Raw genomic sequence first — 13,040 nt, forward strand, 5'->3', positions numbered from 1 at the left:
ACTCTCAATGAGCCAAACTAGCCTAAATTTAGTTGCAATATCTATCTTTCTCATGACCCTATCGGTACTGGTGGGGCCATTCTTCAACTTATCACCGGCAGTCCCAGCACTTGCTACCTTCACCATCTTAGGCATAGCTACGTTAGATAGCTTCAGCTTACAAGGCAAGGGTGGTACTATCTTTGTAGATTGGATTGCTGGTTTTTCAAAAGAACACCGCGATCGCATCGTCCATCACGAAGCAGGACATTTCTTGGTTGCTTACCTATTGGGTATTCCCGTTACTGGCTACACACTCAGCGCTTGGGAAGCCTGGAAACAGGGGCAACCTGGGCAAGGTGGCGTTAGCTTTGATGATGGCGAATTAGCATCTCAATTAGAAGTGGGTAAAATCAGCGCCCAAATGCTAGACCGCTACTGCACTGTTTGGATGGCGGGTATTGCTGCTGAAACCCTGGTTTTTGATAATGCTGAGGGTGGAACTGATGATAAAAGTAAGCTGATAGGAGTCTTGACAATGTTAGGCTTTTCTGAATCAGTTTATCAGCAGAAACTGCGGTTTCATGCTCTCCAGGCAAAAACTCTACTGCAAGAAAATTGGTCTAGCTACGAGACTTTAGTTAGTGCCATGCGACAACGTACTTCGGTAGAAGATTGTCATGCTGAGTTAGGAGTAGGGAGTGGGAAGTAGGAAGTTATATCAAGTTAGTAATGAAGAGTTGGTAGTAAGCACTAAAGTGCTTAAAAAAGAAGGACTAAAGTCCTTACTACGAACTCATTAACATCATCTTAAACAGAAAATTTATTCAACTCTGGCGCGGAGTGCAGGAGATGGAAAAAGATTTTCAAATCCAGCTTGTCGCTCAGTTAAAGATTCTAGAGCATCGTTCCAAAGACTTTCATAATAAAAGAAGGTTACGCCTAGACCGCGTTCTTGGGCAGCCCGCACCTGAGACTTAATTTGCTGCATGGGAACTGGGTTATTTCGTAACCCTGTCATAATGCCAACTCCAGTTGGAATTATTTGTTGCGCTTCTTGAATTTCTGCGCGAGAAATATTGTCCACAAAACTTTTCAGATCCGGACGATAAATTTGCACAATTAACTCGTCCACAATATTCTGTCGCATCCAACCTAGCCAATCTTGCAGGTGAAACTTGTAAGCAAAATCATAGTAATTAGGAGAAACAGAGAAAATCGCCTGGGGTCTTCTCTGCTTCACAGCTTGATTAAGTTTTACCATGAACGCTGTAATTTTATCTGCCCGCCACTTTACCCATGCTGCATCTTGAGGATTCTTTGGAGGAGCATTTTTGGTTTCTTTGGTGTACAAAGCAACTGTATATTGGTCGTAACCAAACTCATGGGGCAAACTCATGTGATCGTCAAACTGAATCCCATCAGCATCATATTGGGTAACAGTTTCTAGCACAAGATTGGTGATAAACTGTTGCACTTGTGGAAGGAACGGATTTAGCCACATCACCTCACCAGCAGCACTGTTTGAAGTTTGGCTACCATCTCGCTTTTGTGTGAACCAATCCGGGTAATTAATTGCTAGTTCTGAGGTTGGGGGAGCCATGAAACCAAATTCAAACCAGGGAATCACTAGCAATCCTTGGCGATGGGCTTGAGTAATGAGGTCTGCCAGAATATCATGTCCATCTGAACCTTTGTAGACAAAAGGTTGAATACCTGCACGTTGTGCTAGGGCACTAGGATACATCACATAGCCAGAATTCCACACCACAGGATAGATTGTGTTGAAGTTCATCCGCCGCAGTTGACTCACTGCATCCTGCACTTTGTCTCGATTTTTGAGGGTGTCAAAATCATTAGTGGTCATCCAAACCCCGCGAATTTCCTGACGGGGTATCTGTGCGATCGCAGGGGTAAAACTGTCCACCAGCAATACCGTAACAAAGGATATTAAAATGACAATGGGAAAAAGAGACTTGAGTAGTCGCCGCCAACTTTGGATAATAAAAGATGATTTCATAGATTTGAATGATGCATTAGCTACCCACACACGCCATTGCTTGTTTTTATAATTGAATCTACTAACCATCTAGTTTACAAGTATTTATGCTTACTACAGGATTGATTAGTTGGTAGTTGTTCGTTCCCTGCTTATGGAACTTTTGCACCAGAAAAACTAAAGCAGACAAATTAAAATAGTTGACGCAGCTAATAAGCATTTGTGCCCAATAGATATTGGTATAGGGAATGGGGCATTGGGCATTGAGCATGGGGCATGGAGAAGAGACAAGATAGACGAAAAAGAGGGGGAGACAAGGGAGAGACTTGTTCAATAATTCCCCCTTGTCTTCCTTGTCTTCCTTGTCTCCCCTGCTCCCCTGCCCCCTTGCTCCCGATCTTCACATTCCCCCATGCCCCACCTGTGTCACAATAAAGAACTGTAATAAGAAAAATATTGTTAAGGTAATTTAGTGAGTCCAACTGCTCAATCGACGGCAAGTGCGCGTCGCGTAGTATTTCCTTTTACGGCAATTGTGGGCCAGGAAGAAATGAAACTGGCGCTGCTATTGAACGTGATTGACCCCAAAATTGGGGGTGTAATGATTATGGGCGATCGCGGCACCGGGAAATCCACAACTATCCGGGCGCTGGCGGATCTGCTACCAGAAATTTCTGTGGTTGCTAATGACCCATTCAGTAGCGATCCTAGCGACCCCGACTTGATGAGCGATGAAGTCCGCCAACTGTTAGAACAAGGAGCGGAAATTCCTGTAGCTCACAAAAAAGTCCAAATGGTAGACCTGCCGCTAGGAGCTACAGAAGACCGAGTTTGTGGCACAATCGACATCGAGAAAGCTTTATCTGAAGGTGTCAAAGCTTTTGAACCGGGACTGCTGGCAAAGGCTAATCGGGGCATTCTCTATGTGGATGAAGTCAACTTACTAGATGACCACCTTGTAGACGTATTACTCGACTCCGCTGCCAGCGGATGGAACACTGTAGAACGAGAAGGTATTTCTATTCGTCACCCAGCGCGTTTCGTGCTTGTGGGTTCTGGAAACCCAGAAGAAGGCGAACTACGCCCCCAATTACTTGATCGCTTTGGGATGCACGCAGAAATTCACACAGTCAAAGAACCAGCTTTGCGGGTGCAAATCGTGGAACAACGGGCGGATTTTGATCAAAATCCTCCAGTATTTCTCGAAAACTACAAACCCCAGCAAGAAGCATTACAACAGCAAATTGTCAATGCTCAAGAGCTTTTGCCAGAAGTAAAAATTGACTACGATCTGCGGGTGAAAATTTCTGAAGTCTGCTCAGAACTGGATGTAGATGGTTTGCGGGGTGACATTGTTAGTAACCGCGCCGCCAAAGCCTTAACAGCTTATGAAGGACGTACTGAAGTTACAGTTGATGATATCCATCGCGTAATTACGCTATGTTTGCGTCACAGACTGCGGAAAGACCCTTTAGAATCGATTGATTCTGGCTACAAAGTTGCCAAAGTTTTTAGCCGCGTCTTTGGCGTTGAACTACCAGAAAGTGATACGGCACAAAAAAACGGCACAGGTCAAAAATTAGGGGCTAGGGGTTAAAAGTTAGGAGCGGAGCCGGAAACGCTCCGCCTCCGGTGAAGAATTAATAGTTAAGAGTTTTGAATGGAAAGCTGCTTCATATCTCACAATTTTATTTAATTCCTCACTCAGCACTGACTATATATAACTCCTAACTCCTAACTCCTAACTCCTAACTCCTAACTCAGTACTAAAATATGAGATTTTGGTCTTTTTGGTTCAACAGCTTTGTTTTATCTAGCCAATACAACCCGCCCAGGTTTGTAGAATTATTGATGCTCTTATTAGCGATCGCAATGTTGGCAATAGCCAGTATTTTACCCGACATGCCCTATTTAATCTTAGGCTTGAGCTTAGTAGTTGGGGCATCTATTTCCATCTTAGTGCGGGAAGCGATCGCCCCCTCACCCCAGAGACGAATTACCCAACTAACAGCATCACTATTACTCATCATCAGCCTCTATGGCTTTGCTGATTTAATGTACACTCTTTAAAATTTGTCATTAGTCATTTGTTTTTTGTTAGTTGTAAGCACCAATGACTAATGACTAATGACCAATGACTAATGACTCCATTTTTCCATTTCCACTAATTCCATACACAACTCATTAATTTGCTCCAAATCAGGTTTATGAGGTAGGACAGATTGTTCGTAAACAATTTCCATTTCGGCAACTAAATCTTCTGCCATTTTCATCACCTGTTCATAAGAATACTCACCTTTTAAAATAGCTTTTAAATCCTCAACATCACCAGCTATTCTTCTATCTACAATCACTTCACCTCGCCGCAATATTTCTACTCCACTGCGTAATAATCTAATGCAGTGCATTCCATGTTTAAGATCAAAATCCGACTTTCTTTCCATTTCTGCCCTAGCCGGATTTCTATTTTCCTGCCAAGATAAGTAAGCTTTCCATTCTCTTAAAGCTATTTGATAGCTTTGGCTTTTCTGAAGCAGACGGATAAAATCTTTACGGCTATTGGTTAACTTTTGGGTATATTCCAAAGTTTCATTGGGTAAAGTATATTGTTTTAAAACTCCTTTAAAATCAATATCTGCTGTCAGCAATTGATATAATTGTTCCGCTTCTTCCAAAAACTCAATCCGTCCTCTGATTAAGTTATAAAGATACTCCAGAAAAGCATTTAGCTCATCTTTGCTTAGAGGTGCTTCGTCTTCTATAGCGAAGTCAGATGGTATTGGTTTTTTTTGCGGTGGCTTTAACAACCACCTACGATGAGTTTCCATCTTTTTAATTTGGGCAAAAGCATAACCAGTGTAAGTATGTTTTACCTTCTTACTCAAAAATAGCTGTTTACGATCAATTAAATGCTGTCCGACTGAACTTAAAAAAGGATAGTTATTTAACCAGAGCAATTCTAAAACATTGGGATTTGCGCCCGCTAATAACTGGAGAATTTTTCTTAATTCATATATAACTGTGTCTTTGTTACCATCAACGAATGGAAATATTCCTGGTTCATCCCAACCAGTATCTTTTTGTTCTATCCGATCAAATCCCAAATAGTACCTTTTGGGTGCGATAAATACTCCCCGATAATCAAAGTCCGAATCAGGACGATTTAAACCATAGCCGTGGCTACCAGCCAAACCAATTAAAATAGTTCTTTGCTCAACTTCTATTCTTTTCATATCACCTGATTAAAATATAGTCATCCTAACTCATGAGTTAAGCAGGTGGCGAGATGGAGAGTAGAGAAAGGGTTTTTAACTCTCTTCAGATATTACATAGATACTGTCACAGCATAAATAAAGCTGACAATTAATACATAACAGATATACTTAATCATTTGCGAACAATAAAATCCCCGACTTCTCTAAGAAATCAGGGATTTGAGCCTTGTGTTTAACAGGAATACCCCTAGAGGAGATGATGCAACGGTATCCCCTTGAGGAGCAAAACTTGTCAATTCAATTGTTTCTATACTTTCGGTTTCCTAGAACAGAAATTATCTAGGATTAAGGTGGCGTCTAGTCCCCCATCCTGGATTAACAATGGCGGCTAAATCTTCTTCAGATAATTTGCTGATCTCACTATCCAGTTCTTTGGCGGTGAAATCATAGCCACGCTCTTGAGCAATCTTGATGAAGGCTTCTGGATCGGCTGTTGCTTTGAGTCTTTGCTGTAATGCTTGATCTTCTTTGACAGCTTGAAAAAGTCGGGCAGCATTTTGTTGTGTCATGACAATCAATCTCCTGTTTGAAATATCAGGTTTGAATGTGATAGTTTAACTCTTGAGGATTCACTAACTTTTGTAAAGGATTTCTAGATGAGACACCGTATATTTCATCCTAAAACAAAGAAGAAAAATGTGTTGGTTTTGATAAGAAAATATAACTTTCAAACTAATATTAATGTTAATTTTTTGCAAAATCAGCCCTCAGATACTAGCAATTTTTATCTAAAAAGAATTAATTCTGACTTTTTGTAAATATAATTTACCTTCGTGCAGGTGGGCGATGCTCATGACGATTATTAACTAATTCCTCCCCACTTTTGGAAAATGAGCGATCGCACAGAGTAATTAGCTGATTTTTCGTCTTAAGGCTGACCAGACAGCAATGCCAAATGCAAAAAATCCTATTAGAGCTTGACTTGACGTATGTTAATAAAATAGTATGTTAGATTGTCTGTCTAATTCCTGCTCGGATCAGGTAGACATATTACAAAGGCTGGCAAAAGCATCTCTACAGGAGATAAAAACCAGCTACCTGTACGGCAACCTCAAGGACAATTCCATGACCTACGCGATTATTGAAACTGGCGGCAAACAAATACGAGTAGAGCCAGGGCGGTTTTACGACGTTGAACTGCTTGCGATCGAACCAGATGAAAAAGTTACAATAGATTCCGTATTACTCGTGCAGCACGATGGCGAAGTCACCATTGGACAGCCATTAGTAACAGGTGCAACTGTAGAAGGGACTGTAATGCGACATTACAGAGGTCGTAAAGTCCTGGTATACAAAATGAAGCCGAAAAAGAAAACCCGCAAAAAACGGGGGCATCGTCAGGAAATTACCAGACTTATGATTGACTCCATCACCCTTAACGGTGCAGTGTTTGCTGCCCAAGGAGAACCGGAGAAGGAAACCCCCGTTGTCGATGAAACTCCTGCTGAAGAAGTTGAAACAGCTGCTGAATAATAAAAGAAGTAGATACACAAGAGGAAATCATGGCTCATAAGAAAGGAACAGGTAGTACGCGTAACGGTCGTGATTCTAATGCTCAACGTCTGGGTGTCAAGCGTTATGGCGGTCAAGTTGTGCGTGCAGGAAACATTCTCGTGCGTCAGCGTGGTACTAAATTCCACCCTGGTAACAACGTTGGTATTGGCAGCGATGACACTTTGTTTGCCTTAATCGATGGTGTTGTAATGTTTGAGAGAAAGGGCAAAACCCGTAAAAAAGTTAGTGTTTATTTACCTATAACTGCTGCTGAGGCAGTTCCTGCTGAGGCAGTAGCAAGTTAGAGTGTGAGGGTGGGTAACAGAACAGTGCCCACCCTAATTGCTAGTTAGCGCTGATGTGATAATCAGATTTGCACAAATATTCCCAGCAGTTGCTCAAAAGTCGCTTTGTTCCAGAAGTATTAAAGCGCAAAGGTTATTTATTAATAGAAATATTACACAAAGAAATTGGATGGCGTAGCTTGCCGTCGTAGGCATCAATTTGTTTATGCTAAGTTGCGTTCGTTCACTTCAGAATAAGGTTTAGCTGAAAGAATACTTAAATCAGGCTGTGGCTTTGACGTACCATAGATACCTGAGAAAATGCTAAGAATTAACTAAATTTTCTCAAGGGATAAATTTTTAATGAAATCTGTGTTTCTGTAGAGGTTTTATGAGTCTGATTCTTCCCAAACGTACCCTATCCCGTCGTCGGTTATTGCAAGTATCTGGACTTTCAGGGGTAGGCTTTCTTCTTGGTGGCTGTGGAACAAATTTGTTCTCAGATAATCTGCGGCAAATATCTGAGCCACTAAACCAAAGTCTTGAAGCACTTCTGCTAACTCAAAAACCTATACCTGAATTTCCTGTCAGTGCCATAGAAGCAGATAAATTGCTGGTTAATACTTTTGACTTCACCCCACAAATTGATCCGGCACAGTTTCGCTTAATAATTGATGGTGAGGTCAATAATGCAATGCAATTGAGTATGGCAGATATTCAAAAACTGCCCTTCACTTCAATGGTAATTCGCCATGTCTGTGTTGAAGGCTGGGCTGCGATTGTTCAATGGGGAGGTGTGCGATTGCGAGACTTAGTAGCACTGGTACAGCCTAAATCAAGCGTCCGCTATGTCTACTTCAAATCTGCTGATGGCTACTATGAAAGCTGGGATCTTGCTTCTGCCATACATCCCCAAACTCTCATGGCTTATCAAAAGAATGGACAACCCTTATCAGTTGATAATGGTGCGCCCATGCGCCTAGCATCTCCAATTAAACTAGGCTACAAACAAAGCAAGTGGGTAACTCAAATCACATTCGTCAGTAATTTATTACCTACTAAAAAAGGCTATTGGGAAGATCAGGGCTATGAGTGGTTTGCAGGACTATAAGGCAGGCAAAAAGCTAATCTATATCAGGTTCAACGCCTAGCGATCGCAATTGTGCAATCAACCTTTCAGCCCGTTGTCTTTCTTGTTCAGCCCGTTGACTTTCTTGTTCAGCTCGTTGGCTTTCTTGTTCAGCTCGTTGGCTTTCTTGTTCTGTAGAAGTCAATACCCAGCAGCCTGTCCAATCATACCAGCGTAACCAGGGCTGTTCTACATCTTGATAGCGTCCCTGCCAGACACCCAAGCCTAATTCTAGTTCTGGTATCCAGAAACGTGACTCTGACAATACTATCTCAGCATAACGACCACCGTCTAACTTAAATACCCTGAACTCATATTTGTATCGATCAAATACTACATAATAAGGAACGCGCAGAATCTGCTCATATACTTCCCATTTTCCTGGTGGTTGTTTTATATCCCGCAATGTCTGCCCTAAGTCTTCCTTTTCAGTACCTGGAGACAGCAATTCAACTACAATAAAAGGCTGAACTCCCTCTTGCCAAAGGACATAACTTAAGCGTAAATCTCGTTGTTCGTAGAGACGAGAAACACCTAAAACGGCAAACCAATCTGGTCGCTTATGCCACAGTGGATGGCGTGGGTCATAATAAAGATTCAGATCGCTAGCAACAAATATCTCGTCGCTTGGATAATTCGGGGGACGAAAGGTTTCGTCTAAAAGACGAGGTTGCAATAAATGAAACTGATCGGGCAAACCAGGCTCCTCAGAATCTTCACTGGGAAGATCATACATGGTCGGCAATACATCTTTTGGCGATCGCGGCGGGTCAGTTTGATACATCATAAAGCAGTCCTAATGATGAAACTCTCAGTTCTATTATGATTCAATTGTTTTTGAGTGACTCAACACCTTGCAGAACGGGGTAGCATAAATTTCTCGCCCTCTGCCGCAAATTTGCCGCGAACCATCAGCACAGTTTCATCAAAAGTATGGGTGAATGCTTGCACATCTTTGACATCAAGAAGTTCTGGGCTAAAGTAAATCACCACTTCTTCAATGGATTGAGGTATCTTACTAAGAATATTCTTCAAAGGGCATATCTGCGTTGTAACTAAATCGAAAAGATGAAGTCGGTTATCTTCTATCTCCATACAGGCGATTAAATCTAAATCTTCTGCATAGTATAAAGGACGACTTCCTTCATTGACACAGAATACAGGTTTTTCGTTGACTACGCCAACTATATTAGAGACAGGAATGCGTGTTTCTAAAAGTCTGTGTAGCAATGTGTAATCTTTAATATTTGCAAAATCCAGTATTCTGAAGCTATAAGTACTACTTGTGGGGTAACACTTAACTTTAAAGATGTGTTCTTCGACAACACGAAAGCCAAAAGGTAAGTAAAACTCTGGTTGTGGTGTTGTTAGTACTAGTGTTTCATAAAGGCGATCGCAATATCCTAGCACTTCCTCCATCACTTCACGATAATACCCTCTCCGGCGATACTCTGCACGGGTAGCTACTCCATGAACTCCTCCGACAGTGAGCCTCTGTCCCATAATTTGCATGGGAATTTTTAACACTCCCACATGGGTAATAGCTATATGATCATGAAAGCGAATAAACGGAGTTGAAGCTGTTTCCCAGGATGCACCTAGTTTTCTTGCACATTCTGCTAAACTGCTGATTCCGGGAAATGTGACTTCCATCAAGTCAAAAAGCTTATCGCTTAAGCTGGGATCATCAGAGAATGACTGTTTGAAACGATACTGGCTCATAGTTCAAGTATTACAATCAATTCAGTAGAGACTACAAAATCAATTCCAGCAAATCCAGAAACAGGTGAAATATAAATGGATAGCAAGGGCGTAACGTGTTGCGTCTCCAACGTTTAACCGAATATTTCTCAAGCCTGAGTCTCTTCAAATAAGACTAAGCCATACTTCTCGCTAGTAGGCAAAAAGCCAATTCCTCGATAAACTGCTTGGGCTGCCTGGTTATTATTACCTGTAAACAGGATGGCACGTTTTACTAAGAGCGATCGCGCATCTAACAATGAACCTGCTACCACACTTTTGGCGTAGCCTTTACCCCGCACCCCTGGCGGTGTCCAGACTCCACCAATTTGCACAATGTCAGGTAAGCTGGCATTGAAAGTAGAGTAAGAAACTGGGGTATCTCCTGCTACCAAAATCCAATGTATAGCTGTAGCTTGACGTGCCTCAATTATGCGATCGCAATCAGTTCTTAAACTGGGAGTATCGGTTTTTCCTAAAGCTTCCACGTTATAAGCAATGCACCATTCGCTAAGTAACTCCAACTCATCTGGATGCGGCAAACGACACTGCACCTTTGCCGATACTAAGGCTTCAGGTATTTGCAAATCTCGCAGTGCTAGAGAAAACAATATCTCAGCCTCATCAAGCTGAGTTGGTCGCTTGCTAAGTCCCAAAATGCTTTTTGTCGCTTCGACTTGTGCTGCTGGGCCACTAATTCCAGAGATGGCACGTCCAGATTGTGCCACAACTGCTTGTACCACTTCTGGCAGATGTACAGGGGCTTGGACTACGATCATCCCATTCCAAAAATGGGCTGCAACTGCCACTATAGTTTCATCTATGTAGGCTGCTATGTAAGTTCCTTGAAATCTGGCACCTTGGTCAAGCAGTCCCGCAGCTCGCCAATTAGAGTGCAAAAACATAGAAGTATCAGTGTGCTGCAAGAGAAATGTTTCCAGCGATACTTCGTCTCCAGGTTGGAGAGTTCTCAAAATAGGCACAAAAACCTCCTAATAATTGAAAGGGACACAGCCTAACTGTGTCCCTAAAAGCTACTTCAAGATGCTAGGACTGGCGATAGCAGGCAAACTCCATTGAAAAAGTAGCCATACCAGAAGTAAGCGATCGCAATTCTGTAGAATACCCAAACATTCGCGCCAGCGGTACTTCTGCTCGAATCACCGTGTATCCCTGCATTGTCTCAGAACCCAACAACAAAGCCCGACGAGAGGATAAGTCACCCTGAATCCTTCCCATAAACTCGTGGGGTGTTTCCACCTCTACAAGCATGATGGGTTCGAGGATGTAGGGTTTTGCTTTGGCGATCGCACCCTCAATTGCTTGATGGGAAGCTGACCGGAAAGCCAATTCTGAAGAGTCAATTGGATGATAAGAACCGCCATCCAAAACGACTTTCACCCCAGTTACCGGATAGCCTTTCAGCTGTCCTGATTGCATCGCCTCACGGCAACCCTTCTCGCACGCCGGGATATAATTCTTTGGGAATCGCACCTCCAACCACCCGATTCTCAAAGACAAACGACTCATCTGTAGGTTCAATCCACCCAGTAATATGGGCCTACTGACCAGGGCCGCCTGACTGTTTCTTGAATCGGTAGTCAAAGGTAGCTTGTTGCCTAATGGTTTCCCGGTACGCCACCGCAGGAGTACCAACGTAGACCTCGGCATTGTATTCCCGTTGCATGCGTTCGAGGTAGATTTCCAAGTGGAGTTCGCCCATCCCAGAAATCAGAGTTGCTCCTGATTCGGGGTCGATGCTCAACCGGAAGGTGGGGTGCTTCCCTTTGAAAGCGATTGAGTGCCTTGGAAAGGCGATCGCTATCTTCCTGTTTCTTGGGCGTAATTGCCAGCGTAATCACTGGTTCCGGCACAAACATCTTCTCTAAAGATACCAGTGGTTCCCCAGAACAGAATGTATCACCAGAAGCACAATCCACACCCAACAGAGCCACAATATCCCCTGCTACGGCGACTTGTACCTCTTCTCGCTTATTGGCGTGCATTCTCACCAAGCGACCGATTTGCACTCGCTGTTCAGTCCGCGAGTTGTAAACGGTATCGCCGGGTTTGATCGTCCCAGAGTAAATCCGGGTATAGGTCAACTGCCCAAAGGACTCAACGGTGAGCTTAAATGCCAATGCCACCAAGGAAGCATCGGGGTTAGGGTAGACACTCACTGACTCTACGGTTTTGACCACTTCTCTATCTACGGGAGATGGTAGATAGAGTGCAACTGCATCCAATAAGTTTTGCACTCCTTTATTTTTTAATGCCGAACCCAGCAGTACAGGCGTGAATTCTAGACTCAAGGTTGCCTGTCGGATGGTTTCCCAAATTAACTCTTTAGGAATTTCCTCACCCGCCAGTAGCATCTCGGTCATCGGTTCTGAGAACAGCGACAAAGTATCTAGCAGTTTGTCGCGTGCCTGTTGCGCCTCATCCCTAAGAGGTTCGGGAATTGACTTTTTCACCCAGTTTTCCCCGTTTTCACCCTCAAAGTAGTCAGCAGTCATTTCTACCAGGTCAATCACTCCCTGGAATTGGTCTTCACTGCCGATAGGATACTGGAGCAATACCGCATTTAGTTGCAAGCGATCGCGTATTCCCTGTACTACACGAAATGGATCTGCCCCCGTCCGATCCATTTTGTTGATGAACGCCAAACGCGGCACACGGTAGCGCTTCATTTGCCGATCCACCGTAATGGACTGGGATTGCACACCCGCCACAGCACACAGCACCATCACTGCCCCATCCAATACCCACAGGGCACGTTCCACTTCAATTGTGAAATCTACGTGTCCAGCTGTATCAATCAGGTTAATTTGAGTATCGTGCCACTGGCAGGTGGTAGCAGCGGAAGTGATGGTTATACCATGCAGCTTTTCTTCTGGCATAAAATCCATCGTTGCACCCTTACCGCCTCCCCGCACTTACTCAATAGCGTGGATTCTGCCCGTATAGAAGAGAATTCGCTCTGACAGCGTAGTTTTACCAGAGTCGATGTGGGCAGAGATACCAATATTTCGGATGCGTGTTCGGGGAATCATAAAATTTCCTTTTGTTCAAGCGACAAATAGTCACCACCTGAGTGGTGATATATTTTGTATTATATATGTGTTACAAAAAAAGACAAG

The 13,040-nt window shown here is 43.2% G+C and carries 12 protein-coding genes and 1 pseudogene; 6 read left to right on the forward strand and 7 right to left on the reverse strand.

Going from position 1 to position 13,040, the window contains the following annotated elements; genetic code table 11:
• The first annotated feature begins 7 nt into the window (after positions 1-7).
• The gene (locus HWQ43_RS11295; RefSeq protein WP_292733066.1) at positions 8-691 is read left to right on the forward strand and encodes an ATP-dependent Zn protease; all 684 of its coding nucleotides are present in this window, start codon (positions 8-10) and stop codon (positions 689-691) included.
• A gap of 111 nt (positions 692-802) precedes the next feature.
• Here the strand turns inward: HWQ43_RS11295 and HWQ43_RS11300 are convergent, their stop codons facing one another.
• The gene (locus HWQ43_RS11300; protein WP_292733068.1) at positions 803-2,068 is read right to left on the reverse strand and encodes a glycoside hydrolase family 10 protein; all 1,266 of its coding nucleotides are present in this window, start codon (positions 2,066-2,068) and stop codon (positions 803-805) included.
• Positions 2,069-2,450: 382 nt separating this feature from the next.
• Here HWQ43_RS11300 and bchI point away from each other — a divergent pair, with 382 nt between their 5' ends.
• Together bchI and HWQ43_RS11310 are read left to right on the forward strand one after the other, a co-directional pair.
• Positions 2,451-3,575 (forward strand): magnesium chelatase ATPase subunit I, encoded by a 1,125-nt coding sequence (gene bchI, locus HWQ43_RS11305; protein WP_292733070.1) that lies wholly within the window; start codon positions 2,451-2,453, stop codon positions 3,573-3,575.
• A 176-nt stretch (positions 3,576-3,751) separates the two neighbouring features.
• Positions 3,752-4,048: a hypothetical protein gene (locus HWQ43_RS11310; protein ID WP_292733072.1), complete on the forward strand. Its 297-nt coding sequence runs from the start codon at positions 3,752-3,754 to the stop codon at positions 4,046-4,048.
• Positions 4,049-4,116: 68 nt separating this feature from the next.
• Here the strand turns inward: HWQ43_RS11310 and HWQ43_RS11315 are convergent, their stop codons facing one another.
• Both HWQ43_RS11315 and HWQ43_RS11320 read right to left on the reverse strand, forming a co-directional pair.
• Complete coding sequence (locus HWQ43_RS11315; RefSeq protein ID WP_292733074.1) at positions 4,117-5,211, reverse strand: nucleotidyltransferase domain-containing protein; 1,095 nt, start codon at positions 5,209-5,211, stop codon at positions 4,117-4,119.
• A 317-nt stretch (positions 5,212-5,528) separates the two neighbouring features.
• Positions 5,529-5,762, reverse strand: a complete 234-nt coding sequence (locus tag HWQ43_RS11320; protein ID WP_099099327.1) for a Nif11-like leader peptide family natural product precursor — start codon at positions 5,760-5,762, stop codon at positions 5,529-5,531.
• A 556-nt stretch (positions 5,763-6,318) separates the two neighbouring features.
• Between HWQ43_RS11320 and rplU the strand changes: the two genes are divergently transcribed.
• The 3 genes from rplU to HWQ43_RS11335 all read left to right on the forward strand — a co-directional run bounded on the left by rplU (position 6,319) and on the right by HWQ43_RS11335 (position 8,142).
• The gene (rplU, locus tag HWQ43_RS11325) at positions 6,319-6,726 is read left to right on the forward strand and encodes a 50S ribosomal protein L21 (protein ID WP_292733077.1); all 408 of its coding nucleotides are present in this window, start codon (positions 6,319-6,321) and stop codon (positions 6,724-6,726) included.
• A 29-nt stretch (positions 6,727-6,755) separates the two neighbouring features.
• A complete protein-coding gene (rpmA, locus tag HWQ43_RS11330) occupies positions 6,756-7,052 on the forward strand; it encodes a 50S ribosomal protein L27 (RefSeq protein ID WP_292733079.1) in 297 nt (98 codons plus the stop codon).
• Between the two features lie 370 nt (positions 7,053-7,422).
• Positions 7,423-8,142 (forward strand): molybdopterin-dependent oxidoreductase, encoded by a 720-nt coding sequence (locus HWQ43_RS11335; protein ID WP_292733081.1) that lies wholly within the window; start codon positions 7,423-7,425, stop codon positions 8,140-8,142.
• Positions 8,143-8,155: 13 nt separating this feature from the next.
• On the opposite strand, the gene HWQ43_RS11340 is transcribed toward HWQ43_RS11335, so the two are convergent.
• The 4 genes and pseudogenes from HWQ43_RS11340 to fusA all read right to left on the reverse strand — a co-directional run bounded on the left by HWQ43_RS11340 (position 8,156) and on the right by fusA (position 12,953).
• On the reverse strand, positions 8,156-8,944 hold the full coding sequence (locus tag HWQ43_RS11340; RefSeq protein ID WP_292733624.1) for a Uma2 family endonuclease: 789 nt from the start codon (positions 8,942-8,944) through the stop codon (positions 8,156-8,158).
• A 62-nt stretch (positions 8,945-9,006) separates the two neighbouring features.
• Entirely contained in the window at positions 9,007-9,882 is an 876-nt protein-coding gene (locus HWQ43_RS11345; protein WP_292733083.1) for a GNAT family N-acetyltransferase, read from the reverse strand.
• 128 nt (positions 9,883-10,010) lie between these two features.
• Complete coding sequence (locus tag HWQ43_RS11350; protein WP_292733085.1) at positions 10,011-10,883, reverse strand: GNAT family N-acetyltransferase; 873 nt, start codon at positions 10,881-10,883, stop codon at positions 10,011-10,013.
• Positions 10,884-10,947: 64 nt separating this feature from the next.
• A pseudogene (gene fusA, locus HWQ43_RS11355) lies at positions 10,948-12,953 on the reverse strand (elongation factor G).
• Positions 12,954-13,040: the final 87 nt, after the last annotated feature.

It is taken from the genome of Nostoc sp. JL31 (genome assembly GCF_017114965.1).
Classification (GTDB): Bacteria; Cyanobacteriota; Cyanobacteriia; order Cyanobacteriales; family Nostocaceae; genus Nostoc; species Nostoc punctiforme_A.